This is a genomic window from Actinoplanes italicus (genome assembly GCF_003001815.1).
Lineage (GTDB): Bacteria > Actinomycetota > Actinomycetes > Mycobacteriales > Micromonosporaceae > Actinoplanes > Actinoplanes italicus.
In genome coordinates, this window is sequence record NZ_PVMZ01000002.1 from 304,429 (window position 1) to 329,590 (window position 25,162).

The following is a 25,162-nucleotide window of genomic DNA, read 5'->3' on the forward strand; positions in this document are numbered from 1 at the left end:
CGCCGAGTCACTGTGAGACTGACGACGGCGCCGTCACGCTTCCGGTGGCCGGGGCGTCGGTGACCCGGAAGACGAATCGGCGGTAGGACCAGAAGCGGAACATCGTACCCAGTACGGTGCCCACGCCTACGCCGGCGATGTTGTCGGCGAGTGGGCTCTGCAGTGCCGGCCAGATCTGGCCCAGGCCGTAGTGGCTGATGGCCAGGCATGCCAGGGCGATACCCAGTCCGATCAGGTTCAGTACGAAGAAGGTCGTGTACTGGCGTGCCATGTTCGTGTGCTCGCCGTCGCGCCAGGTCCAGAAACGGTTGCCGAAGAACGCGACCGTGGTGGCCACCACGGTGGAGCACGTCTTGGCGGTCAGCGACTCGAGGCCCGACGACAGCAGGACGTTGAAGAGCACCAGGTCGATGGTGAAAGCCGTCCCGCCGACGATTCCGAATTTGCCCAACTCGTGGACGAGTCCCGTGATCCGGGTGCGCAGGTCGGTCGCCTGGGGAGGTTTCGGGGGCACGGGTCCGAGGGTACCGGGGCAGGTCACGCTCCGCCGTTCTCGTTGCCGGGTCTTAACCGGACGTCTCGGCATGGTGACGCTGACGATACGGAGCGTTACGGAAGCTGTCGATTTCGCGGATCTCGGCGAGCCGGTCGCGGCAGTCGGAGCACCAGCCGAGATGGGTACGCATGCGATGCGCGTCCCGTGCGGCGAGCCGTCCGCGCACCTGTCCGCCCAGCCGCTCGCCGGCCCACCGGCACTCCGGATGCTCGGCCGCGGCCACGTGCTGCTGCAGATAGAGGCTGCGCAGTCCCTCCCGTGCTCGGTGAGCCAGGACCGCGACCGCGTTCGGGGTCAGGCCCATCCGCGGGGCCAGCTCCGCCGGGGTGCTGCCCTCCACCTCGGTCTGCCACAGCACGTCGCGCCAGCGTTCCGGGAGCTGACGGAACGCGGCGGCCGCGAAGGTGCGTTCCAGCCGGTCCAGGGCCGGGTCGGTGAACGGTTCGCCCGCGTCGTACCGGGTCAGGTCGTCGGTGAACTCCAGTCGCCGGTCCGAGCGGGCCCGCTGGTAACAGAGGTGCCGCATCGTGGTGTGCAGGTAGGCGCGGAACGCGACCAGCGGCCCGCGACCGGCGCGCAGCGTCGCGAAGACCTTGGCAAAGGTCTCGGCCACCAGGTCGTCGACGTCGGCGGGGTCGTGAACCAGTCCGTAGGCGAACTTGCGGGCTGCCGTGTGGTGCCGCTCGTAGAGCGTCCCGTACGCGGCGGTGTCGCCGGCCCGGACGGCGGCGAGCAGGCCGGTGTCCGAGTCCGCGTCGTTGCCCGGGATCGTCATTCCGCCTCCTGTGGCCGGAACTGCGAGGAAAGCCCGATTACGCGAAAGTCTAAGCCGTTAAGTCCTTTTTGTGAAAGTTGTCGAGAGTGACGGTGTGGCTCGGCCCGAACGGGGCGGCTTGCGCACAGTTGCGCTTTGCGGCGAAGAATCGCTCGTCTGCGCGCAAAGCCACCAAAGATTGTGCGGTTGTCCACAGGATTAGCCGATGAACTCAATGCTCAGTCGGGCTTACGCTGACGTGACTCCCCCATGACAGACCGGATTGCCCGGTTGGTCAGTCATAGGTCAGTGCCGACCGAAGGAGCTTCACCTTGACTCAGCCCCCTACCTCGCACCCGCGTCTACTCGCGTGGATCGACGAGGTCGCCGCCCTGACCACGCCCGACCGCATCGTCTGGTGTGACGGTTCCGAGGCCGAGTGGACCCGTCTCACCGACGAGCTCGTCGAGACCGGCGCGCTGGTACGCCTCGACGACAGGAAGAAGCCGAACTCGTTCTGGGCGCGCACCGACCCGTCCGACGTGGCTCGGGTCGAGGAGCGCACCTTCATCTGCTCGGCCGACGAGGCCGACGCCGGTCCCACCAACAACTGGATGGCGCCGGCCGAGATGAAGCAGCTGATGACGGGGCTCTACAAGGGCTGCATGACGGGCCGGACGATGTACGTCGTCCCGTTCTGCATGGGCCCGCTCGACGCGGCTGAGCCGATGTTCGGCGTCGAGCTCACCGACAGCCCGTACGTCGTGGCCAGCATGCGGATCATGACCCGGATGGGCGCCGAGGTCCTCAAGGTGATGGGCGACGACGCGGACTTCGTGCCGGCACTGCACTCGATCGGCGCGCCGCTGTCACCGGGCGAGGAGGACGTCGCCTGGCCGTGCAACGAGACCAAGTACATCTCCCACTTCCCGGAGACCCGGGAGATCTGGTCGTTCGGCTCGGGTTACGGGGGCAACTCGCTGCTGGGCAAGAAGTGCTTCGCGCTCCGGATCGCCAGCGTGGCCGCCCGCGACGAGGGCTGGCTCGCCGAGCACATGCTGATCATGAAGGTGACCTCGCCGGAGGGCGTCGTCCGGTACATCGCCGGCGCGTTCCCGTCCGCCTGCGGCAAGACCAACCTCGCGATGCTGGACCCGACTCTCGACGGGTGGAAGGTCGAGACCATCGGTGACGACATCGCGTGGATGCGGTTCGGTTCCGACGGGCGGCTCTGGGCCACCAACCCCGAGTTCGGACTGTTCGGCGTCGCGCCCGGCACCGACTTCCACACCAACCCGAACGCGATGCGCACGCTGGCCAAGGGCAACTCGGTCTTCACCAACGTGGCGCTCACCGACGACGGCGACATCTGGTGGGAGGGCATGGGCGAGCCGCCCGCGCACCTGACCGACTGGAAGGGCCAGGACTGGACGCCCGACTCGGACGCCGTCTCCAGCCACCCGAACAGCCGCTTCTGCACCCCGATCGAGCAGTGCCCGATCCTCGCCGACGAGTATCACGACCCGCGCGGCGTGCCGATCGACGCGATTCTCTTCGGCGGCCGCCGCAAGACCACCGTCCCGCTCGTCAGCGAGGCCCGCGACTGGGTGCACGGCGTCTATCTCGGCGCGACCCTGTCGTCGGAGACCACCGCGGCCGCGGTCGGTCAGGTCGGCGTGGTCCGCCGCGACCCGATGGCGATGCTGCCGTTCATCGGCTACCACGCCGGTGACTACTTCCAGCACTGGATCGACATGGCCAAGGGCGCGTCCGGCGACGCCGCCAAGCTGCCGAAGGTGTTCTACGTCAACTGGTTCCGCCGCGGTGACCAGGGCCAGTTCCTGTGGCCGGGCTTCGGCGAGAACAGCCGTGTCCTCAAGTGGGTGTGCGAGCGCCTCGACGGCAAGGCCGACGCCGTGGAGACGCCGATCGGTCACGTGCCCACGCCCGAGGCCCTCGACCTGACCGGCCTCGACATCGACCCGGCCGACCTGGCGGCGGCGCTGCGGGTCGACACCGAGGAGTGGCAGGCGGAGATCCCGCAGGTCACCGAGTGGTTCAACAGGTTCGGCGACAAGCTCCCGGCCGTTCTCTGGGCCGAGCTCGACGCGCTGAAGGCGCGGCTCGCCGACGCATGACTCCGCGTTGGTCCCCGCCACGGCAACGGCGCCGCGGCGGGGGCCGGCCGGTCATCCGGTCGGCCGATGCGTTCGATGCACGATCGGGCGCATCACGGCCGAATATGGTCCCACGGCGGGCCGCCCCGCTTGAGCCTCTGGCGCGGGTGGCTACGCTTTGGGGTGATGAGTCTGCGTTCTCTGGTCTACACCTTTTACGAGCGGCGGCTGGCGGGGAAGCTGGCCGGTAAACCCGTGCCCAAACACATCGGCGTGATGTGCGACGGCAACCGCCGGTGGGCCCGGGAGATGGGCTTCGTCGACCCGAACGACGGCCATCGTGTCGGCGCGACGCGTGTCAAGGAGCTGCTGACCTGGTGTGACCAGGCCGGAATCGAGCACGTGACGCTCTATCTGCTGGCCACCGACAACCTGCGCCGCCCGGCGTCGGAGCTGGACCCCCTCGTGAAGATCATCGAGGATCTGGCCACCGAGCTGGCCGAGGAGGGCAACCCCTGGCGGCTGCGCATGGTCGGCGCCCTCGACATCCTGCCCGCGCCGACGGCGGCGACGCTGAAGGCCGCCCAGGAGAAGACCCGCGACCGCTGCGACGGCGTCGAGGTCAACATGGCCGTGGGTTACGGCGGCCGCCGCGAGATCACCGACGCGGTCCGCTCACTGCTCTACGAACACGCCGCGACCGGCGGCACCATCGAGGAGCTCGCCGAGATCCTCGACGTCGAGCACATCGCCGAACACCTCTACACCCGCGGCCAGCCCGACCCCGATCTGGTCATCCGCACGAGCGGCGAACAGCGCCTGTCCGGCTTCCTGCTCTGGCAGTCGGCGCACTCGGAGTTCTACTTCCACGACGCCAACTGGCCCGACTTCCGCCGCATCGACTTCCTGCGAGCGTTGCGCTCCTACGCCAGCCGCCAGCGACGCTACGGAGCCTGACCGCCGGTCGGTGCGGCTGGGCGGTCATCTCCCGCTTCTTAAAAACACCCATATCGTACGAGCTACCGAGCCCTCAACCGCACCAGCCACGTCCCGTGGCATCGAAGCGACGTCCGCGGCTGGTCGCGGCCCCCAGCGCCCCTTTCGGGCTGCATCGGTGGTCACCCAACCCCTAGCCCGCGTGGTGAGTTGCGGCTCGCCTGTGGGCGCAGTTCACCACGCGGCCGGTTTCGCGGCGCCGTGTGGTGAGTTGCGGCTCGCCTGCGGGCGTAGTTCACCACGCAGCTGGTTTCGCGGCGCCGTGTGGTGAGTTGCGGTTTGCCTGTGGGCGTAGTTCACCACGCGGCTGGTTTGGTGGCGCCGCGTGGTGAGTTGCGGCTTGTGTGTGGGCGTAAGCGCCCGCACGGGTGGCGGATGCGGTGACCCGACGCCTCAGCCCGAAAGGGGCGCTGAGGCCGCGACCAGCCGCGGACGTCGCTTGGGAGCCCCGGGACGGGGCCGGTGCGGTTGGGCGCGTTCCAGCCGTACCAGAGAAAGGTCTTAGAAGCGCCGTAGGCCCTCGGTGAGGAAGGCCGCCACCGCGTCCGGCGACTCGAGGGTGAGGTCCGCGGCGCTGGACACCTCGGCACCGGTCTCCGGGTTGGCGACCGCGACCGCCATGCCGAAGAAGCCCGGGTCGACTGCCTCCCGGGCGCGCAGCGCGTCGAACGCCTTGATGTCGGACATGTCGTCACCGAAATACCAGGCGCAACCGGCGTTGCGGACGCCCTCGGTGATGACCATGCCCTTGTCCTGATCGACCGGCGGCTTGAGCTCGACCACCATGCGACCCCGCTGGGTGCGCAGCCCGAGGCGTTCGGCCTGCTCGTGGGCCCAGCGCTCGACGACGGGCGCGTGCTCGGGGGCGGTGCGGTAGTGCAGGGCCACGGAGAGCCGCTTGTATTCCACGAGGGTCTCGGCGGGCAGCTCGGCACGGGCCTGGTCGGCCAGGGAGGCCATCGCCGGCACGAAGTCGAGGGCGGCCGGCTCGGTGACGACCTGGCCGTCGTGCCAGACCTCGAGGCCGTAGAGGCCGTGCAGGTCGACGTTTCCGAGCGTCTCGAAGCGGGACCGCAGGAAACTGACCGGACGGGCGGAGACGATCGCCACACGGGCGACCGACTCGGCCAGACGCTCGAGCACGCCCAGGACGGACGGCACCGGCTGTGAGGCGTCCGGGTCGTCGGTGACCGGCGAAAGGACACCGTCGAAGTCGAAGAAGAAGGTGGTCGCGGAGGCTCGTGAAGCCGTGAACGCCCACGCCTCGTCGGTGGTCAGCGGATGTGTCGGACGTGCGCTCTCTGCCACGGAAGTCAGATTACCCGCGGAAGGTCGCCTTTTAAGCCCGCCGATCCAAGGGTGCGGCCGTCATCACCCCCACGGGATGGATATTGCGCTCTACCGCGGGACGTAGTTGACCGCTAGCGTTTGAGTCATGGCGCGGGGTCGTCCCGGGCCAGCCGGTCGGCCCGGACCTGCGACGACTGCGCCACGGGGACCGCAATCCGACTCCGTGCAGAGGGCCGGCGACCGGTAGGTGGCGGACCGCGGGCGGACCGGGTTGCACGCCCGCTGGAGCAGGCCTGTGACATCTCGCCGTACCGATGCCGGGGTCGATGCGAACCCGGCCGACAAGGTCTCCAGCCGTGCCACGACGGGTCGCCGTAAGACCCGGGACCGGCACGCCGACGCGGAACCCGCCACTGCCGGCAGGGTCTTCGTCCTGGACACCTCGGTCCTGCTGTCCGACCCGGCGGCGTTCCGCCGGTTCACCGACCACGAGGTGGTCGTGCCGCTCGTGGTCATCTCCGAGCTGGAGGGGAAACGTCACCACCCCGAACTGGGCTGGTTCGCGCGGCAGGCGCTGCGCATGCTCGACGAGCTGCGGATCAAGTTCGGCCGCCTGGATCAGCCGGTGCTCTGCAACGACGAGGGCGGCACGCTGCGGGTCGAGCTGAACCACGCCGATCAGAGCGTGCTGCCGCAGGGCTTCCGCAACGACTCGAACGACACCCGCATCCTGTCGGTGGCGCTCGGGCTGGCCGCGGAGGGCCGTGAGGTCACGCTGGTCAGCAAGGACATGCCGCTGCGGGTGAAGGCCGCCTCGGTGGGTCTGACCGCCGACGAGTACCGGCACGGCCAGGCCAGCGACCCCACCTGGACCGGCATGGCCGATCTGCAGCTCTCCGAGGAGCAGGTGACCTCCCTCTACTCCGGTGAGGAGCTGGAGGTCGAGGATGCGGAGAACCTGCCCTGCCACACCGGCCTGGTGATCCACTCGCCGCGCGGCTCGGCCCTGGCCAGGGTCAACCCCGACAAGACCATCAGGTTGGTACGCGGTGACCGTGACGCGTTCGGTCTGCGCGGGCGTTCGGCGGAGCAGCGGGTGGCGCTGGACATCCTGCTCGACGAGCAGATCGGCATCGTCTCGCTCGGTGGCCGGGCCGGCACCGGCAAGTCGGCGCTGGCCCTGTGCGCGGGCCTGGAGGCGACGATGGAGCGCAACCGCCACAAGAAGGTGGTGGTGTTCCGTCCGCTCTACGCGGTCGGCGGCCAGGAGCTCGGCTACCTGCCCGGCAGCGAGGCGGAGAAGATGTCGCCGTGGGCGCAGGCGGTCTTCGACACGCTCGGCGCGGTGGTGCACGGCAACGTGGTCGACGAGGTGCTGGCCCGCGGCATGCTCGAGGTGCTGCCGCTGACTCACATCCGCGGCCGGAGCCTGCACGACGCGTTCGTGATCGTCGACGAGGCGCAGTCGCTGGAACGCAACGTGCTGCTGACCGTGCTCTCCCGGATCGGGCAGAACTCGCGGGTCGTGCTGACCCACGACGTCGCCCAGCGGGACAACCTGAGGGTGGGCCGGCACGACGGCGTCACCGCGGTGATCGAGGCGCTGAAGGGGCACCCCATCTTCGCCCACGTAACCCTCACGCGGTCGGAGCGTTCGCCGATTGCTGAGGTAGTGACGGACCTCTTGGAGGAAATCCCGCTGTAGTGAATCTTTAGAACGCCAGCGTGGTGATTTAGTGCCGGATTCACCCGGTAAGTCTTGTGACTAAAGTCACATCACCGCGCTGGCGTTTCACATCCACTTCACGTTGCGCCATGGTGTTCGGCGTGCAACTCGCGGCGCGGTCCGCCCTTTCCGGGCGATGACGCGCCGCTTCCTTGCCCCCGACGAAGGGACTCTTCGTGAAGCGGCTGTGGAGCCGGATGGGTGTCCGTGCGGCCTCGGTCGGTCTGCTCGTGCTGGGTCTCACCGGCGGGGTGTACCTCGGGCAGAACCGGGACGTCCAGCAGCAGACCGTCGAAGCTCAGCTCGTCGTGCAGGCCAACGAGGACGAGATGCGGCTGCTCAAGGAGCGCCAGGCTGATCACGCCGCCGCGCGGGCGCACCGCGTGGTCGCCGAGCAGGCCGCCGCCGCCAAGGCCGCCACCGAGGTGAAGGCCGCCGCGTCCAAGGCCCGGACGCTGGAGAAGGAAGTCATCGAGGCCAAGGAAGAGGAGAAGGCCAAGAAGGCTGAGGAGGCCGGCGGTCCGGTCGCCTACACCGGCGAGATCCCCGAGTCCTGCAACGAGTACAGCGGCAGCCGCAAGGTCGGTTGCGCCCTGATGCTCGACGAGGGCTTCGGTCTCGACCAGTTCCCCTGCCTGGACAAGCTGTGGAAGAAGGAGAGTGGCTGGAACTACAAGGCCCTCAACAACAGCTCCGGAGCGTACGGGATCCCGCAGGCTCTGCCGGGTGACAAGATGGCCTCGGCGGGCTCGGACTGGAAGACGAACCCGGCCACCCAGATCGAGTGGGGCCTCGGCTACATCAAGGGCCGCTACGGCACTCCCTGCAAGGCCTGGAGCCACTCGCAGAACGTCGGCTGGTACTGATACACCCGGCTGGTGCTGACAGAACGTCGGACGGGGCTGCGCGGCGATCCGCGCGGCCCCGTTTTGCTGTGATCAAATGTCGGTATGGTCCGGAAAGTGGCGCTATGTCTGTTGGTGGTTGCGCTCTCGGGAACGACTGAAGCACCGGCACGGGCCGACACCGGATGGACACCGGTACGCGAGGTGGTCGGCGGGAAGGTCGCCGGCGACGGCAGATTCCCCTGGGCGGTCCGGCTCTCGATGGGCTGCGGCGGAGCCTTGACCGCGCCGCGGGTCGTGCTCACTGCCGGGCACTGTGTCGGACCGACCGGACCCAACGACCGGATCACCGTGACCGCCGGATCCATCGACCTCGACTCCCGTACCGCTGTGTCGGTCAAATCGGTCGAGGTGTACCGCTCGCCCGATTTCATCACCGAGACCCGCGGCGACGACTGGGCCGTCGTCCGGCTGGAACGCGAGCTGCCGCTGCCCACCCTGCCGCTCACTCCCGACGACGTCGACACCGGCACGTTCACCGTGATGGGCTGGGGGCAGACCCGGGAGGCGTCGCCGCAGCAGGAACGCCGCCTGCACTACGCGACCGTGCCGACGATCCCCGACGCCGAGTGCACGGCCGCGTACCGCCGGGCCGGCGTGGAACTGGTCCAGGACGAATCCATCTGCGCCGGGCGGCGCGGCGTCGACACCTGCCAGGGCGACTCGGGAGGCCCGATGGTCCGCCGCGACCGGCTCGGACGCTGGGTGCAGGTCGGCATCGTCAGCTGGGGGCTGGGCTGCGCCCGCGACGGGTACTTCGGTGTCTACACGCAGATCGCGAAGTTCCGTACCGAGATCGAGGACGCTGTCCGCCGGATGAGCTGACAACTCGACTGGCCGCTCTGGCCCGCTCCTGCGACCATCGATGCATGGGATACGGGTGGGCGGCGGGTGCGAGCACGGACGAGGCCGGACGGTTCGGCACCGATGGTTTCTACGCGGCGCTGGGCCGCGCGTTCGTGACCATGTGCGCGGTGGTCCCGGCCCTGTTCCTGATCGAGGTGATCGACGTCGCGCTCGGGCCCGGCACCCTCGACGTGGCCGGCGGCATCATCCCGCACTCGATCGAGGGCATCGACGGCATCCTGTTCAGCCCGTTCCTGCACGACGGGTGGGAACACCTCTACGGCAACGCCGTCCCGCTCATCCTGCTCGGCACGTTCGTCCTGGCCGGCGGGGTACGCCGGTTCATCTGGTCGACCGTGCTGATCATGCTGGTGGCCGGCATCGGCGTCTGGTTCATCGGCGAATCCGGCACCGTGGTGGTCGGCGCCAGCGGCGTCATCTTCGGCTACCTCGGCCTGCTGCTGGCCCGCGGTCTGGTCGAGCGCAGCTGGTGGAACTTCGCGGTGGCCCTGTTCATCGGCCTTCTCTACTGGTACCAGCTGTTCAACGTGCTCCCCACCGACCAGCGGATCTCCTGGCAGGGGCACCTGCTGGGCCTGGTCGGCGGCGTCCTCGCAGCGATCTTCTTCCGCCGCCGCTAGCCGCCCCGCTACGCGCGCCCTTTCCTCTTCGCGATCTTGTGAGGTTCGGGTGGGACGTCCCACCCGAACCTCACAAGATCTGCGGAAGGTTGGGCCTAGGCCAGCGGAACCGTCGGCAGGTGGCCGTCGAAGTCGACGGCGGAGTACAGCGCCAGCTTCTCCAGCCGGTGGTACGAGTCGATGACCCGGATCGTGCCGCTCTTGGACCGCATCACGATCGACTGCGTGTGCGCGCCGCCGGAGCGGTAGCGGACACCCTTGAGCAGGTCACCGCTGGTGACGCCGGTGGCCACGAAGAAGCAGTTGTCACCGGTGACCAGGTCGTCGGTGGTGAGCACACGGTCGAGGTCGTGACCCGCGGCGAGCGCCTTCTCGCGCTCGGCGTCGTCGAGCGGCCACAGCTTCGCCTGGATCATGCCGCCGAGACACTTGAGTGCACACGCTGCGGTGATTCCCTCGGGGGTGCCGCCGATGCCCATGAGCACGTCGACGTCGGACTCCGAACGGGCCGCCGAGATGGCGCCCGCGATGTCGCCGTCCGAGATGAACTTGATGTTGGCGCCCGCCTGCCGTACCTCCTCGACGAGCTTGGCGTGCCGGGGGCGGTCCAGGATGCACACCGTGACGTCGGAGACGCTGGAACGCTTGGCCTTCGCGATGCGGCGCAGGTTCTCCGTCACGCCGGCGTCGATGTCGACGACGTCGGCGCAGTCCGGCCCGACGGCGATCTTGTCCATGTAGAAGACGGCACTCGGGTCGAACATGGCGCCGCGCTCGGCGACCGCGAGCACCGCGATGGAACCGGGCATGCCCTTGCTCATCAGCGTGGTGCCGTCGATCGGGTCGACCGCGACGTCCACCTCCGGGCCGGTGCCGTCGCCGACCTGCTCGCCGTTGAAGAGCATGGGCGCTTCGTCCTTCTCGCCCTCGCCGATGACGACGACGCCGCGCATCTGGATCGAGTTGATGAGCTTGCGCATGGCGTCGACGGCGGCGCCGTCACCGCCGTTCTTGTCGCCTCGCCCGACCCATCGACCGGCGGCCATGGCGGCCGCTTCGGTGACGCGGACGAGGTCGAGGGCGATGTTGCGGTCGAGATCCTGAGGGACTCGGGCGGGCACGGCGGCCTCCTCGCGACGTTGCGGGGTTGACTCTGTCCCGCGGGTCCCGCACGGCTGCGGGATCCGCGGGACGGAACCACGGTGATTACCCGATCCTGGCATCCGAGGACGTGCCAAGTCTTGCTTCAGCGACGTGGTTAACAATGGGGTTCGTGGAACCCGCCCCCGAATCGCCCGCCCCGCGCCTGTCAGCCCGGGAGGGACGCCGCCCCCGCGACATGATCATCTCGCTGGTGGTGCTGCTGGTGCCGATCGCCCTGATCCTGACGTTCTACCGGGTCGTGCTGGAGGGCGACCGGCCGTTGTCGAAGGACCCGACCTCGGCGATCGAGCTGGCGAGCCGTGAGTTCCCGGTCCTAGTGCCGTCCGGTCTCGGCGAGGACTGGCACCTCACGTCGGCGAACTTCCAGCGCGTGGACGGTGGGGCGACCCTGCGGATCGGTTACGTCGATCCGGACAAGAAGCCGATCCTGCTGATCCAGAGCAGCGTCGACTCGGCCACCCTGGTCCCGGCCGAGGTCGGCGCCGAGGGTACGCGGATCGGCACCTACCGCACCGCGAACAGCACCTGGATGCAGTACACCGGCCGTCCGGGCGAGTCCGCGCTGATCCAGACACAGCCGGACCGCACCATCCTGATCATCGGACCGGAAAGCGCCACCGGCAGCATCGAGAAGCTGGCCTCCTCGACCTCCTGACCCGTCACTCGTCGGCGCGGGCGGCGCGAGCCGCCTCGATGCGTTCCCGGGCGCCGTCGAGCCAGCGCTGGCAGATGTCGGCCAGCCGCTCCCCGCGCTCCCACAGGGCCAGCGACTCCTCCAGGGTGCCGCCGCCCTGTTCCAGGCGCTCGACCACGCCGGCCAGCTCGGTGCGGGCCTGCTCGTAGGACAGTTTCTCGTCGGTCATCAGCTCTCCATCACTGCCGCTCGCAGCTCGCCCTCGGCGAGCCGGATCCGAAGAAGGTCGTCCGCGCCCACCTCGTCCGCGGCGCGGACCACCTGGCCGTCGGGACGTTGCACGATCGCGTAGCCGCGCTCCAGCGTCTTGGCCGGTGACAGGGCACGCAGCCGGGCCACCGTGTGCTCCAGCGCGTCGTCGGCCCGGCGCAGCCGGTGGTCGAGACTGCGTACGGCCCGGTCACGCAGGCCGGTCACGTCGGCGGCCCGCTGGTCGATCAGCACCTCGGGCCGGGCCAGCACCGGCCGGGACCGCCACGCGTCGATCCGGTGCCGCTCCCGGTCGATCATGGTTGCGACCGCCCGGTCGAGACGCCCGCGGGCCTGCCCGATCATCCGCTGCTCGTCGGCCAGGTCGGGCACGATCCGCTTCGCGGCGTCGGTCGGCGTGGAGGCGCGCAGGTCGGCGACGTAGTCGAGCAGCGGCGCGTCGGTCTCGTGGCCGATCGCGCTGACCACCGGGGTGCGCGCGGCGAACACGGCCCGGCACAGCGCCTCGTCGGAGAACGGCAGCAGGTCCTCCACACTGCCGCCGCCCCGGGCGATCACGATCACGTCGACGGTGTCGTCGCCGTCGAGGACCTTCAGCGCGTCGAGGATCTGCGCCACCGCGGTCGGCCCCTGCACCGGCACGTTGATCACCCGGAAGTCGACCGACGGCCACCGGCGCCGCGAATTCATCAGCACGTCCCGCTCGGCGGCGCTGGCCCGGCCCGTGATCAACCCGATCCGGCCGGGCAGGAACGGCAGCCGCCGCTTGCGTTCGCGGGCGAACAGACCCTCGGCGGCGAGCAGGCGTTTCAGTTTCTCCAGCCGGGCCAGCAGCTCACCGACGCCGACCTGGCGAACCTCGTCGGCGCGCAGGCTCAGGGTGCCGCGGCCGGGATAGAACTCCGGTTTCGCGTGCAGGGTGACCCGGGCGCCCTCGGCCAGGTCGGGAGCACCGGCGTGGATCACGTCGTGGCTGGTGGTGACGGTCAGGCTGAGGTCGGCCGACGGGTCACGCAGGGTCAGGAAGACCACGTTGGAGCCGGGACGGCGGTTGATCTGCGCCACCTGCCCGTCGACCCAGACCCAGCCGAGCCGGCTGATCCAGGCGGTGATCTTCTGGCTGACCACGCGGACCGGCCACGGCTCGTCGGCGGAGCTGCGCGGCGTGCTCTCGGGCTCGTTCACCCGGCCAGATTACGTAAGCCCACCGACATTCTCGCCGGTGCGATCCGGGGTGGCGGACATCGCGCCGGGTTCGGCGTGACCCGCGTACCGGCTCAGATCGACCGCCGTGCGGCGTTCCGGCAGTCGTCGTTCGACCAGAGCGAGGATCACCACGGCCAGCAGACCGGCGCACGCCCAGAAGATCAGGTCGGCGGCCAGATACAGCGGTTCGACGTGGAGGCCGCCGCCGGTGCCGAGGAACGGGAACGGGTAGCCGTGCCGCCCCGAGTCACCGGCCATGCAGCATCCGGACGAGTCGGGCACGGTCGTCACCACGATCCCCGCCGCCACCAGCGCGGCCGCGACGAGGTGACCGGCACGCCCCGGGAAGGGCCGGTGCCGCAACAACAGCAGCACACCACCGATCGCGATCATCACGTGGAACACCAGATAGGCGGAGGTCAGGCCGCCGTCGATCTCGACCGCCAGGTTCAGCAGGCCGATCCCGAGCAGGAACCAGCCGGTCATCACGCGGAGCACGGCCGGGATCGATGGCCACAGCTCCGCACTCATGAAAAGAAGTATCTCGCCCGATTCGTCGGATCCGGACCGAAACGGACTACGCGGGCCGCTCCCGGTTACGGCGTGTCACCAGACCGATCAAAACCACCAACACCAATCCGGCGTACGCCCACAAGCTCACATCCACGACGAGCCGGAGCAGGTCGTACCCCCACCCGTCGGCGACCGCCTGCCGCCGTGCCTGCTCGAAGTCGTCCGCCACGGAGCCGCGCCCCACCCACTCGAACGGCCAGCCCCGGCCCTCGGACCAGGCGAACATCCCGCCCGTGGAGACCGACCGCGCGGCCAGCCCGGCCGCCGTTCCGACGAGCCCGGCCACCACCGAGACCACGACGACCAGCCGGACGGGCAGCTCGATCCGCCGCCACAGCAGCATGACCAGCCCGCCGCCGGCGAGCGCCGACCCCACGAACACGTCCCTCACGTTCGCCGAGCTGAAGGTCATGAACAGCCACAACAGGCCGACCGTGAGGCTGATCTGACCCACGGTGATGCGGAGTATCCGTACCGGGCTGACGTTCATGACCGCGCAGTATGCACCGCCTGTGCCACTCGTCTCGTCAGAGGCGGGTGCGAGCCGGGCCACGTACCATGGTCGGGTGACTGAAGCTCGTAAGCGGGTGTTGCTCGCCAAGCCGCGTGGCTACTGCGCCGGCGTCGACCGCGCCGTGCAGACCGTCGAGGAGGCGCTGAAGCTCTACGGCGCCCCGGTCTACGTGCGCAAGCAGATCGTGCACAACAAGCACGTGGTCAACACGCTCGAGGCCCGCGGCGCGATCTTCGTGGAGGAGAACTACGAGGTCCCCGAGGGGGCGACCGTCGTCTTCTCCGCCCACGGCGTGGCGCCCGAGGTCCACGATCAGGCCCGCGAGCGCAACCTCAAGGCCATCGACGCCACGTGCCCCCTGGTCACCAAGGTGCACCACGAGGCCCGCCGGTTCGCCTCCGAGGACTACGACATCCTGCTCATCGGTCACGAGGGCCACGAGGAGGTCATCGGCACCGCCGGTGAGGCGCCCGCCCACATCCAGCTCGTCGACGGCCCCGACGACGTCGACAACGTCGTCGTCCGCGACCCGTCCAAGGTCGTCTGGCTGTCCCAGACGACCCTGTCGGTCGACGAGACCATGGAGACCGTGGCCCGCCTCAAGACCCGGCTGCCGCTGCTCCAGTCGCCGCCCAGCGACGACATCTGCTACGCGACCTCCAACCGCCAGCACGTGATCAAGGAGATCGCACCGGAGTGCGACGTCGTCATCGTCGTCGGCTCCACCAACTCGTCGAACTCGGTGCGGCTCGTCGAGGTCGCCCTCGGCGCGGGCGCCAGGGCCGGCCACCTGGTCGACTACGCCTCCGAGATCAAGGACGAGTGGCTGACCGGCGCCACCACGGTCGGTGTCTCCTCCGGCGCCAGCGTCCCCGACGAACTCGTCATGGAGGTGCTCGCCCACCTGGCCGAACGCGGCTTCGGCGAGGTCACCGAGTTCACGACCGCCGAGGAGCGGCTCACCTTCTCCCTCCCGCAGGAGCTGCGGCGCGACATGAAGGCCGCGGCTGCCGCCGCTGCCGCCGCCGGCTGAACCCGGGCGCCCGCGGCTGTTCCTTTCCCGGCCGCTTCACTTCCTCCCGGCTAGCTGAATTCGGGCGCCTGTGGCTGACGAGGGGCGATCTCCACCTGCACCGGTGTGAGCAACTCCTCGTCGGACACGCCCATCTCGGCCAGTTTGCGGGCGCTGACCAGCACCCGTGACTCCAGCGAACCGACCGCCCGGTTGTACGCGGTGACCGCGCCCGCCAGCGACGTCCCCAGCTTGTCCACATGGTCGCCCAGCGTGGACAGCCGGCCGTAGAGCTCCCGGGCCAGGCCGTGCACCGCCGCGGCGTTGCGGGTCAGTGCCTCCTGCCGCCACGAGTAGGCGACCGTCCGCAGCATCGCGATCAGCGTCGCGGGGGTGGCCAGCACGATACTGCGCCGGAACGCGTGCTCCATCAGGGACGGATCCCGCTGCAGCGCCGCGTCCAGGAACGGGTCGGCCGGCACGAACAGCACCACGAAGTCGGGTGTCGACTCGAACGCCGACCAGTACTTCTTCCCGGACAGCGCGTCCACGTGCGCCCGCAGATGCCGGGCGTGCTGGTCGAGATGGCCGTCGCGGGTGTGCTCGTCACGAGCCTCCATCGCGGACAGATAGCCCTCCAGCGGAGCCTTCGCGTCGACCACCACGGTCCGGCCGCCGTGCAGACGCACCAGCAGGTCCGGGCGTACTCCCTGATCGTCGGTCGAAGCCGTCACCTGCTCGGCGAAATCGCAGTGCTCCAGCAGTCCCGCCGCCTCCACGATCCGGCGCAGCTGATGCTCACCCCACCGGCCACGCACCTGCGGAGCCCGCAGCGCGGCCACCAGCTGCCGCGTCTCGGTGCGCAGCTCACCGGAGACCGCGCCCATCGCCCGCACCTGTTCACGCAGCTCGGCGTAGGCGTCGATGCGGTCGTGCTCCAGCTGGGCGACGCGCTGCTCGTACCGCCGGAGGGTGTCGTGCAGCGGCGCCACCGCCCGGGCCACCGCCTCCTGGGACTGGGCGGTCGCCTCATAGGACAGTGCCCGCAGCGACTGCTCCAGCCGCTGTTCACCGTCGCGCGCCGCGGCCAGTGTCGCCTCCAGCCGGGCTATGTCGGTCGCCGCCCGGGCCCGCGCGGCGAGCCAGCCGATCGCACCCCCGGCAGCGAGACAGACGAATACGACGGCGAGTGTCGAGAAGGTCACTACAGCAGGTTGCCAGAAAGCGGGGGTAGCTTGGAAAACATGATGAGCGTGTTGCTGATCTTGGCGATCGTCGCGTTGGCAGTCCTCGCGATCGCCGCACTACAGCGCGGTGGCGAAACCCGGCGGCAGACACAGCTCGACGACGCCCGGGCCGACGCCCAACGATGGTACGAGCGCCTCGGCGGTCAGGTGATGAACCTCAGCTCCGACGACCCGGCAGCCCGGCAGGCACTGGCCGACGCAGGCGAACGCTACAACGCGGCCGGCGGCCAGTTGCAGACCGCCAACACGGTCCGCCAGTTCGAGCTGGCCCGCGAATCGGCGCTGGAGGGCCTCACCTACGTACGGGCGGCCCGCGTCGCCATGGGCATCGACCCCGGCCCCGACCTCCCACCGCTCAGCGCCGCCCACGACACCGGCCGCCTCACCCGCGACCGCGAGGTGACCGTCGAGGGCCACTCCTACCGGGCGGGCCCCATGCCCGGCCGCGACACCCCCTACTACTACCCGGGCGGCCGCGTGCAGGGCCGCCCCGTCCCGGCGGGCTGGTACTCCACACCGGTGTGGAAGACGGCACTCGGCGCCGGGGCCGGAGTCCTCGGCGGCATGCTCATCTTCGACGCCCTGTTCTCGCCCGAGTTCGGCGACGTCGGCGGCTTCGGAGACACCGACTTCGCCGGCGGCGACCCCGGCGACCTCGGCGGCGATTTCGGAGCCGGCGACTTCGGCGGCTTCGACTTCTAGGCAGCTCTCGGATCCGGGGTCAGGCCTTCCGCGTAATCCCGGGTCTGCCGGACGATCACGACGGGCGGTTCCGCTTGCCGCCTCCCTCCGCCCGCCCGCAAGTGGCGGGACGCACGCCTGGCCTTGCTTGTCTGCCTGGATTGCGCGTGGATCTTGTGCGGATGCGGTTGTTGCCGTGGATCCCGTGCAGCACTTGTCGCCCCGTCGAGGCGCCCTGGCCGAGTCGCGCCGTCGAGTCGCCCTGCCGAGTCGCTCCGTCGAGTCGCCCTGGCGAGTCGCCCCGTCGAGTCGCCCTGGGGATGAAAAGCGCTCACCATCAGCAGGTCGTTGTAGACCTTGGGGATTTGTGGTCGCCTGGACGGCCCATTCGCGCAAGATCGCCGCGACCGGAGGCGAGGACGCGGGCAACAGGCGGCCTCGGTCCCGATAGCTCTCTAACGCCGCAGGTGCCGGTTGATCTGGCGACGCAGCGCGCGCGGGCTGGGCCAGATCTGGGTGAGGTCCGCAGTGAAAGCCGGACCACGTGGCGTATCAGTCAACGCCGGGCCACCCGCGTCGCCCTCCTGCACCGGATGGACGCTGTCCAGATCCGCCGGCACCACATCCAGAACCGTTCGCAGACCGTCCCGGCGAATCACCACAGCCGCGATGTCCGCCCAGTCCAGCAGGATCGGATCGGACGCCTGCGCGGCCAGCTCCAACCCTCCGGACGACACCCGCACCCAGGTCGTGAGGGCAGCCCGCGCCGACAACGCGTACGCCCCCGCCACCGCGCCGCCGACCAGCACGGCCTGCGCGGCGGTCACCCACCAGGGGTCACCGCTGTCCCCGGCGATCCACCCCACGATGGGAGAGACCGCCAGATAGGCGACCATCAGCACGGCGAACACCATGACGAAGGTCCGGACCGGCGACGACCGGAACAACACCGCGTCCCGGGCCGGGGCCCGGACCTCCTCAGGCGCGATCGACATGCCTCCTATGGTGGCCGCCCGCCTCAGAACGCGCAGGCGATCACCAGTTCCGGAGTCCGGTCCCGGAGCAGGTCCAGCTTGCCGATCCGGGCCGCCGCCCGGAAATCACCGTCGATCGACTCGAGCCGGTCCAGCAGATCCGCCGGGCCGAGCGCCTCCGCCAGCGGAATCTCCGTCTTCATCGACACCTTCCGGTCCGACTTGGCCCGCCGGACCTGCCGCAGCGCCTCACCGGCAAGATCCAGCAGCGAAGGATCACTCTCCGGAGCAACCCGGGTCAGCTCGTACTTCGTCGGCCAGGTCGCCCGGTGCACCGAGCCGTACCGCCACCAGGACCAGATCTCCTCGGCGACGAACGGCAGGAACGGCGCGAACAGCCGCAACAGCACCGACAAGCCGGAAGCGAGCGCCGCCCGCGCCGAGTCACCGGCCGGCCCCGGTGCGTACGCCCGGTTCTTGATCAGCTCGATGTAGTCGTCACAGAACGTCCAGAAGAACGTCTCCGTCGCCTGCAACGCGTCGGTGTGCTGATACTCCTCGAACGCCGTCGTCGCCGTGACGAGGACCTCGGCCAGCCGGCCGAGCATCGCCCGGTCCAGCGGCTCGGTGACCGGATGCCGCAGCGCGTCCGCCGCGCCGAGGCCCAACGCGAACCTCGACGCGTTCAGCAGCTTCGTCGCGAGCCGCCGTCCGACCTTCAGCTGGGCCGGCTCGAACGCGAGATCCGCGCCCGGACGGCCGCTCGCCGCCCAGTAACGGACCGCGTCCGACCCGTACTGCTCAAGCAGTTGAATCGGTGTCTCGACGGCGTTGCCCAGTGATTTGGAGATCTTCTTGTGGTCCGGGTCGAGGATCCAGCCGGACAGGACCGCCCGCCGCCACGGCAACGAGTCACCCAGCTGCCCGGCCCGCAGGACCGACGAGAACAGCCAGGTCCGGATGATCTCCTGACCCTGTGGGCGCAGATCCATCGGATAGGTACGGGCGTGCAGATCCGGGTCGGTGCTCCAGCCCGTGACGATGTGCGGTGTCAACGACGACGTCGCCCACGTGTCCATGACGTCCGGATCGGCCGTGAACCCGCCCGGAACGTCCCGCTGCTCCTCGGTGAATCCGGGCGGGCAGTCCGACGACGGATCGACCGGCAGCGCCTCATCGGCCGGAACCAGCAACCGGTCGTAGACCGGCTCACCGGAGGCGTCCAGCGGATACCAGACCGGGATCGGGACACCGAAGAACCGCTGCCGGCTGATCAGCCAATCACCGGTCAGTCCGCCGACCCAGTGGTCGTACCGATGACGCATGTTCTCCGGAACCCAGCGCAATTCCCGGCCCCGGGCCAGCAGCTCCTCCCGCAGCTCGGCGTCACGGCTGCCGTTGCGGATGAACCACTGCCGGCTCGTGACGATCTCCAGCGGCCGATCGCCGCGCTCGTAGAACTTGACCGGATGCGTGATCGGCCTCGGCTCCCCGAGCAGATCGCCGGACTCCCGCAGGAGCCGGACGACCTCCGCCCGGGCGGCGTTCACCGTCAGGCCGGCCAGACCCTGGTAGGCCGCGACGGGGACACCCGCCGGCGCGTCCGGCAGGAACCGGCCGTCGCGCCCCAGGACGACCCGGGTGTCCAGGGCCAGATCGCGCCACCACGTGACATCGGCCAGGTCGCCGAAGGTGCAGACCATCGCTATGCCCGTACCCTTGTCGGCTGCTGCAAGCGGATGCGCCCGAACCGGGACCTCGACGTCGAAGAACGGGGTGCGGACCGACGTGACACCCGCGAAGCGGGGGTCGCCGGGATGATGGACCAGCGCGACACACGCGGGCAGCAGCTCCGGCCGGGTCGTGTCGATCTCGATCGGCCCGTCCGGTCCGTGGAAACGCAGCCGATGGTACGCACCGGGACGTTCCCGATCCTCCAGCTCGGCCTGCGCGACCGCGGTCCGGAAGCCGATGTCCCACAGCGTCGGCGCCTCCGCCGTGTACGCCTGTCCCGCCGCCAGATTCGCGAGGAACGCCCGCTGCGAGACGGCCCGCGCCGTGTCACCGATCGTCGTGTACGTCAGTCCCCAGTCGACGGACAGCCCCAGCCGCCGCCACAGCTCCTCGAACCCCTTCTCGTCCTCGACGGTCAGCCGCCCGCACAGCTCGACGAAATTGCGCCGTGAGATCGAGACCGGCTCCTTCGGCGCCGTGACCGGCGGCTCCCACGAAGGGTCGTACGGCAGCGACGGATCGCACCGGACCCCGAACAGGTGCTGAACCCGGCGTTCGGTCGGCAGCCCGTTGTCGTCGAAGCCCATCGGGTAGAAGACCGCCTTGCCGCGCATCCGCTGGAACCGCGCGACCGTGTCGGTGTGCGTGTACGAGAAGACGTGCCCGACATGCAGCGAGCCGGATACGGTCGGCGGAGGTGTGTCGATCGCATACACGTCGGCCCGCTCCTTGGAACGGTCGAACGCGTACGTACCCTCCTCCTGCCAGCGCGGCGCCCACTTCGCCTCGAGCCCGTCCAGAGACGGCCGCTCGGGGAGACCGTGGCGCCCGGTTCCCGTATCAGTCATGCCGGTCAGCGTAGGACCGGCACCCGCGGGCCGCCACGCGATTAGGCATCGGCCGACTCATGCCGCAGCAGCCACTCCTTGACGTGCAGGCCCCAGCGGTAGCCGCCGAGCGACCCGTCGGTCCGCAGCACCCGATGACACGGCGTGAACAGCGCGACCGGATTGCGGGCACACGCGGCCGCGGCCGCACGAATCGCCGCCGGACGGCCGGACAGATCCGCGAAGCCCGTGTACGTCACAGGGGAACCCGGTTTGATGTCACGCATCACCCGCCAAGCGTGTGCCATGAACTCACCGGCGGTGTGCTGCTCCACCCGGACCGCGTCGATCGCCGTCAGGTCACCGTCGAGGTAGGCGCGGACAGCCGTGCCCACCCCGCCCGGATCACCCGGCTCCACAGGCTCGAGCAACACCGGATGCACCAGTTTCATCAGCTCCGCCACGTCGGTGGTGAAGCCCGCCGCGCGCACCGCGCCGGCCCTGCTGACCACCATCGTGAACGGGCCGACCGGGGTGTCCAAAGTCGAATGAAGCAACATCGTTTCCTCCTGGGTCGAGGTCTTGGAGCATGGCCGGTTCGCGCGGCCTGCGGGGTGCCGAACACCCGGGCTGTGGATAACCGCGAGGGCACTTTCAGCAATGTGGACAACGGCCACCCGGGGCGAGCGGCGGGTATGTTCGGTCAGGCGGCACGCCACAGGCGGATCAACGCGTAAGACCGCCAGGGACGCCAGCGTTCGGCGTGTGTGGCCAGGGCCTTCGCCGTGCCGGGGAGGCCGACGGCCTCGGCGCCGCGCCGGGCCGCCAGGTCGGTGGGCAGGAAGACGTCGGGGTCGCCGATCGCGCGCATGGTGACGTAACCGGCGGTCCACGGGCCGATGCCGGGCAGCTCGGTGAGACGGGCGACGGTCTCTGCTCGGTCGGCACCCGGGTCGAGGTCGAGTTTGCCGTCGGCCACGGCCTCGGCGAGGGCTCGGATCGTGGCGCGGCGTGCGGCCGGCATGCCGAACGCGGAGTCGGGTAACGCGGCGATGGCGCTCGCCGCCGGGAAACCGGTGAGCTGTCCGGTCGCGGTGGTTTGGGGGATGGGGGTGGGCTCCCCCAGAGCAGGCGACCCACCACCGACCGCCCGGATCATCCGCCCCAGCGTCGTCCGAGCCCCAGCAACACTCACCTGTTGCCCCACCACCGCCCGAACGGCCATCTCGAACCCGTCCACAGCCCGAGGCACCCGCACCCCCGGCTCCGCCGCAATCGCCGCCCCGAGCGCAGGATCCGCCCCCAGCAGCCCGTCCACCGCCACCGGATCAGCGTCCAGATCGAACAGCCGCCGGCACCGAGCCACCGCTGGCGCGAGATCCCGCACATCCCCGAGTCGGAGGGTCGCATGCACCCAGCGTTCTCCCGGCGTGAGCACCACTTCAGCGTTCCCGTGGGGAAGAACCAGCCCTCGGCGGTACGCCCCGTCGACCACCTCGTCGACGCCGGGCAGCGTCCGGCCCGCGAAGAACTCGAGCAGCGAGCCGGCATGCAACGGCGGCCGGTACGCGAGTCGCAGGCTGACGACACCGGCCTCGCCCCGATCGCTGGCGGACTGCTTCTCCCGCATCTGGCTGGGCGACCGTGCGTACACCTCGAGCATCGTGTCGTTGAACTGCCGCACGCTGCCGAACCCGGCGGCGAACGCGATGTCGGCGAGCCCGAGCCGGGTCGTCTCGACGAGGATCCGCGCCGTCTGCGCCCGTTGTGCGCGGGCGAGGGCGAGCGGCCCGGCGCCGAGTTCGGTGGTGAGCATCCGGTTGAGGTGTCGTTCGGTGTATCCGAGCCGTGCCGCGAGCCCGGGCACGCCCTCCCGGTCGACGACCCCGTCACCGATGAGGCGCATGGCCCGCCCGACGGTGTCGGCGCGGGTGTCCCACTCGGGGGAGCCGGGCGCGGCGTCGGGGCGGCATCGCCGGCAGGCGCGGAATCCGCCGCGCTGGGCGGCCGCCGCGCTGACGTAGAACGTGACGTTCTCCCGTTTCGGGGTGACCGCCGGGCACGACGGCCGGCAGTAGATGCCGGTGGTCCGTACGGCCGTGTAGAAGCATCCGTCGAACCGCGGGTCGCGGCTGTCGACGGCCCGGTAACAGTGTTCGAAGTCCAGCTCCATGCCATCGAGTCTGCTCTCGCGTGACGCCGATGGCTGGCGGGATTCGGACACGACCGTGAGGGCGGTGGGTTGAGCCGCACCCATTGCGACATCAGCCCTGTGCTGGGTGATCATCTCGGCTGTCTCTGAGGCGCGAGCCCCGGCGTGTGGCTCCTTCTCGGGCAGGGAGAGGTGCTCATGTCACTGCCGGCCGATCAATCTGGCCGAGGTGGGGTGCTCGTATCACTGCTGACCGATCAGCTTGGTGTGGAAGAGGTCCGGAGTCGGCAGGTGTCAACCGAGGTTGACGATGGTCGAGTCTGTCAACTACGGTTGACGGCATGATGGCGCAAGCGGCAAGGACGGACATCCGGTGGCGTGCCCTCGGCGGCGGCCCCAAGGTCGTGCTCCTGCACGGCGGCATGCAGACCTCGGACAACTTCGGGAAACTCGCCCGGTCGCTCGCGGCCACGTTCACCGTCTACGTGCCTGATCGGCGCGGCCGGGGCCTCAGCGGTCCGGCGAAACACGGGCACGGGCTCCGGGCCGAGATCGACGACCTTGCGGCGGTGCTCGAGGAGACCGGGGCGCGCAACGTCTTCGGCCTCAGCTCCGGCGCGGTCATCGCGCTGCGTGCGGCCATGGAGCTGCCGATCGAACGCCTCGCGCTCTACGAGCCACCGCTCAAGCACGGCGATCACGATCCGCTCGCCTGGCTGCCGAGATACGAGAAGGAGCTCTCCCGGGGCCGGCGGGCCGCCGCGTTCGTCACGGTCTCCAAAGGCACAGGCGGTTTGCGGTACGTTCCACGCGCGGCCATGATCCCGCTGCTGGGACTCGTGATCCGTGCCGGCGAGGGTAAACGGATCGGCGACCTGATCCCGACGATGCGCCTGGACGCCGCCGTCGTCGAGGAGGCGGCCGGACCGCTCGGCACGTATGCGGCGGTCACCGCGGACACGCTCCTGCTGGGTGGGGACCGCTCCCCGGCGTACCTCACCGGGGTCTTGAACGGCCTGGAACCCGTCCTGCCGAGAGTGCGCCGGGTGACCCTGACCGGGGTCGGGCACCTCGCCGCCGACGACAGCGGCAAGCCGGAGCTGGTCGCGGCCGAGCTGCGGAAGTTCTTCCGCTGAACGGGTCGCGGATGGGCACTGCGTAGACTGGCGTTCCGTGAGCCTCACCATCGGAATCGTCGGCCTGCCCAACGTCGGCAAGAGCACCCTGTTCAACGCCCTCACCAAGAACGACGTGCTCGCCGCGAACTACCCGTTCGCGACGATCGAGCCCAACGTCGGCGTGGTGGGGCTGCCCGACGAGCGGCTGGGCAAGCTGGCCGAGATGTTCGGCAGCGAGAAGATCCTGCCGGCGCCGGTGAGCTTCGTCGACATCGCGGGCCTGGTCCGTGGTGCGTCCAAGGGCCAGGGCCGGGGCAACGCGTTCCTCGCGAACATCCGCGACGCGTCCGCGATCTGCCAGGTGGTGCGGGCCTTCTCCGACCCGAACGTGCTGCACGTCGACGGCAAGGTGTCGCCGTCCGACGACATCGAGACGATCAACACCGAGCTGATCCTCGCCGACCTGCAGACCGTCGAGAAGGCGCTGCCGCGTCTGCAGAAAGAAGCGAAGCTCAAGAAGGAGAAGGCCGCCACGGTGGCTGCCGCCGAGGGCGCGTTCAAGCTGCTCAACGACGGCATCACGCTCTACCAGGGCGCCGCTGCCGCCGGCGTCGAGCTGGACCTGCTGGCCGAGCTGCACCTGCTCACCACCAAGCCTTTCCTGTACGTGTTCAACGTCGACGAGGCCGAGCTGGGCAACGAGACGTTCCTCGACGAGCTGCGCGCCCTCGTCGCGCCGGCCGAGGCCGTCTTCATGGACGCGAAGATCGAGTCCGAGCTGATCGAGTTGGACGAGGCCGACGCCCTGGAGCTGCTCCAGTCCACTGGCCAGTCCGAGCCCGGCCTGAACCGGCTGATCCGTGTCGGCTTCGACACTCTCGGCCTGCAGACCTACCTGACGGCCGGCCCGAAGGAGGCCCGCGCCTGGACGGTCCCGGTCGGCGCGACCGCTCCCGAGGCTGCCGGAGTCATCCACTCCGACTTCCAGCGCGGCTTCATCAAGGCCGAGATCGTCAGCTACGACGACCTGGTCGCCGCCGGCTCCATGTCCGCGGCGAAGGCCGCCGGCAAGGTCCGCATGGAGGGCAAGGACTACATCATGAAGGACGGCGACGTCGTCGAGTTCCGCTTCAACGTCTGACTTCGCCACGGCCCTGCATGGCGCCGGAGAGGTGGATCGAGGGTTCGACGAAGGAGTGTGCCCGACGCAGTGCCGGCCTGATGA

24 protein-coding genes are annotated in these 25,162 nt (G+C 69.7%); 11 read left to right on the forward strand and 13 right to left on the reverse strand.

Going from position 1 to position 25,162, the window contains the following annotated elements; all coding sequences use genetic code 11:
- Positions 1-7 precede the first annotated feature (7 nt).
- Entirely contained in the window at positions 8-586 is a 579-nt protein-coding gene (locus tag CLV67_RS05370) for a GtrA family protein (RefSeq protein WP_106316021.1), read from the reverse strand.
- Entirely contained in the window at positions 567-1,331 is a 765-nt protein-coding gene (locus CLV67_RS05375) for a sigma-70 family RNA polymerase sigma factor (RefSeq protein ID WP_106316022.1), read from the reverse strand. The genes CLV67_RS05370 and CLV67_RS05375 overlap by 20 nt, the downstream gene beginning before the upstream one ends.
- Before the next feature lie 311 nt (positions 1,332-1,642).
- Here CLV67_RS05375 and CLV67_RS05380 point away from each other — a divergent pair, with 311 nt between their 5' ends.
- Together CLV67_RS05380 and CLV67_RS05385 are read left to right on the forward strand one after the other, a co-directional pair.
- Positions 1,643-3,448, forward strand: a complete 1,806-nt coding sequence (locus tag CLV67_RS05380) for a phosphoenolpyruvate carboxykinase (GTP) (RefSeq protein ID WP_106316023.1) — start codon at positions 1,643-1,645, stop codon at positions 3,446-3,448.
- A gap of 165 nt (positions 3,449-3,613) precedes the next feature.
- Positions 3,614-4,384: an isoprenyl transferase gene (locus tag CLV67_RS05385; protein WP_106316024.1), complete on the forward strand. Its 771-nt coding sequence runs from the start codon at positions 3,614-3,616 to the stop codon at positions 4,382-4,384.
- A gap of 540 nt (positions 4,385-4,924) precedes the next feature.
- Here the strand turns inward: CLV67_RS05385 and otsB are convergent.
- Entirely contained in the window at positions 4,925-5,731 is an 807-nt protein-coding gene (gene otsB / locus CLV67_RS05390) for a trehalose-phosphatase (protein ID WP_106316025.1), read from the reverse strand.
- A gap of 277 nt (positions 5,732-6,008) precedes the next feature.
- Between otsB and phoH2 the strand changes: the two genes are divergently transcribed.
- From phoH2 to CLV67_RS05410, 4 genes are all read left to right on the forward strand, one after another.
- On the forward strand, positions 6,009-7,418 hold the full coding sequence (phoH2, locus tag CLV67_RS05395) for an RNA 5'-3' helicase PhoH2 (RefSeq protein ID WP_106316026.1): 1,410 nt from the start codon (positions 6,009-6,011) through the stop codon (positions 7,416-7,418).
- Positions 7,419-7,615: 197 nt separating this feature from the next.
- Positions 7,616-8,305 carry an aggregation-promoting factor C-terminal-like domain-containing protein gene (locus tag CLV67_RS05400; protein WP_203736874.1) on the forward strand — a complete coding sequence of 230 codons (690 nt, stop codon included), beginning with the start codon at positions 7,616-7,618 and terminating at the stop codon, positions 8,303-8,305.
- 96 nt (positions 8,306-8,401) lie between these two features.
- Positions 8,402-9,169 (forward strand): S1 family peptidase, encoded by a 768-nt coding sequence (locus CLV67_RS05405; protein WP_239166026.1) that lies wholly within the window; start codon positions 8,402-8,404, stop codon positions 9,167-9,169.
- A gap of 44 nt (positions 9,170-9,213) precedes the next feature.
- Positions 9,214-9,831, forward strand: a complete 618-nt coding sequence (locus CLV67_RS05410) for a rhomboid family intramembrane serine protease (RefSeq protein ID WP_106316029.1) — start codon at positions 9,214-9,216, stop codon at positions 9,829-9,831.
- Between the two features lie 95 nt (positions 9,832-9,926).
- Here CLV67_RS05410 and glpX read toward each other — a convergent pair whose 3' ends face one another.
- Positions 9,927-10,952: a class II fructose-bisphosphatase gene (glpX, locus tag CLV67_RS05415; RefSeq protein ID WP_106316030.1), complete on the reverse strand. Its 1,026-nt coding sequence runs from the start codon at positions 10,950-10,952 to the stop codon at positions 9,927-9,929.
- A 143-nt stretch (positions 10,953-11,095) separates the two neighbouring features.
- Between glpX and CLV67_RS05420 the strand changes: the two genes are divergently transcribed.
- Positions 11,096-11,650, forward strand: coding sequence for a DUF4245 domain-containing protein (locus tag CLV67_RS05420; protein WP_239166025.1), 555 nt, complete (start codon positions 11,096-11,098; stop codon positions 11,648-11,650).
- Between the two features lie 4 nt (positions 11,651-11,654).
- Here the strand turns inward: CLV67_RS05420 and CLV67_RS05425 are convergent, their stop codons facing one another.
- Genes CLV67_RS05425 through CLV67_RS05440 form a run of 4 tightly spaced genes read right to left on the reverse strand, consistent with a single transcriptional unit; the run spans position 11,655 to position 14,168 of the window.
- Positions 11,655-11,858, reverse strand: coding sequence for an exodeoxyribonuclease VII small subunit (locus CLV67_RS05425; protein ID WP_106316032.1), 204 nt, complete (start codon positions 11,856-11,858; stop codon positions 11,655-11,657).
- Complete coding sequence (xseA, locus tag CLV67_RS05430; RefSeq protein ID WP_106316033.1) at positions 11,858-13,084, reverse strand: exodeoxyribonuclease VII large subunit; 1,227 nt, start codon at positions 13,082-13,084, stop codon at positions 11,858-11,860. Before xseA ends, CLV67_RS05425 begins: the two co-directional genes overlap by 1 nt.
- A 9-nt stretch (positions 13,085-13,093) precedes the next feature.
- A complete protein-coding gene (locus tag CLV67_RS05435; protein ID WP_106316034.1) occupies positions 13,094-13,636 on the reverse strand; it encodes a hypothetical protein in 543 nt (180 codons plus the stop codon).
- Positions 13,637-13,682: 46 nt separating this feature from the next.
- Complete coding sequence (locus tag CLV67_RS05440; RefSeq protein ID WP_106316035.1) at positions 13,683-14,168, reverse strand: hypothetical protein; 486 nt, start codon at positions 14,166-14,168, stop codon at positions 13,683-13,685.
- On the opposite strand from CLV67_RS05440, the gene CLV67_RS05445 reads away from it, so the two are divergent.
- Entirely contained in the window at positions 14,137-15,225 is a 1,089-nt protein-coding gene (locus CLV67_RS05445; protein ID WP_373873120.1) for a 4-hydroxy-3-methylbut-2-enyl diphosphate reductase, read from the forward strand. The two genes, CLV67_RS05440 and CLV67_RS05445, sit on opposite strands and share 32 nt — an antisense overlap.
- Before the next feature lie 50 nt (positions 15,226-15,275).
- Here the strand turns inward: CLV67_RS05445 and rmuC are convergent, their stop codons facing one another.
- Positions 15,276-16,409, reverse strand: coding sequence for a DNA recombination protein RmuC (gene rmuC / locus CLV67_RS05450; protein ID WP_106316037.1), 1,134 nt, complete (start codon positions 16,407-16,409; stop codon positions 15,276-15,278).
- Positions 16,410-16,451: 42 nt separating this feature from the next.
- Here rmuC and CLV67_RS05455 point away from each other — a divergent pair, with 42 nt between their 5' ends.
- Complete coding sequence (locus CLV67_RS05455; protein WP_106316038.1) at positions 16,452-17,153, forward strand: hypothetical protein; 702 nt, start codon at positions 16,452-16,454, stop codon at positions 17,151-17,153.
- Between the two features lie 434 nt (positions 17,154-17,587).
- Here CLV67_RS05455 and CLV67_RS05460 read toward each other — a convergent pair whose 3' ends face one another.
- From CLV67_RS05460 to CLV67_RS05475, 4 genes are all read right to left on the reverse strand, one after another.
- On the reverse strand, positions 17,588-18,127 hold the full coding sequence (locus tag CLV67_RS05460; protein ID WP_106316039.1) for a hypothetical protein: 540 nt from the start codon (positions 18,125-18,127) through the stop codon (positions 17,588-17,590).
- Between the two features lie 23 nt (positions 18,128-18,150).
- On the reverse strand, positions 18,151-20,688 hold the full coding sequence (gene valS, locus CLV67_RS05465; RefSeq protein WP_106316040.1) for a valine--tRNA ligase: 2,538 nt from the start codon (positions 20,686-20,688) through the stop codon (positions 18,151-18,153).
- A gap of 41 nt (positions 20,689-20,729) precedes the next feature.
- On the reverse strand, positions 20,730-21,227 hold the full coding sequence (locus tag CLV67_RS05470) for a methylated-DNA--[protein]-cysteine S-methyltransferase (RefSeq protein ID WP_106316041.1): 498 nt from the start codon (positions 21,225-21,227) through the stop codon (positions 20,730-20,732).
- Positions 21,228-21,370: 143 nt separating this feature from the next.
- Positions 21,371-22,840 carry a DNA-3-methyladenine glycosylase 2 family protein gene (locus CLV67_RS05475; RefSeq protein ID WP_106316042.1) on the reverse strand — a complete coding sequence of 490 codons (1,470 nt, stop codon included), beginning with the start codon at positions 22,838-22,840 and terminating at the stop codon, positions 21,371-21,373.
- Positions 22,841-23,160: 320 nt separating this feature from the next.
- Here CLV67_RS05475 and CLV67_RS05480 point away from each other — a divergent pair, with 320 nt between their 5' ends.
- Positions 23,161-23,955 (forward strand): alpha/beta fold hydrolase, encoded by a 795-nt coding sequence (locus CLV67_RS05480; RefSeq protein ID WP_106316043.1) that lies wholly within the window; start codon positions 23,161-23,163, stop codon positions 23,953-23,955.
- 37 nt (positions 23,956-23,992) lie between these two features.
- Positions 23,993-25,078: a redox-regulated ATPase YchF gene (gene ychF / locus CLV67_RS05485; protein WP_106316044.1), complete on the forward strand. Its 1,086-nt coding sequence runs from the start codon at positions 23,993-23,995 to the stop codon at positions 25,076-25,078.
- The last annotated feature ends 84 nt before the right edge of the window (positions 25,079-25,162 follow it).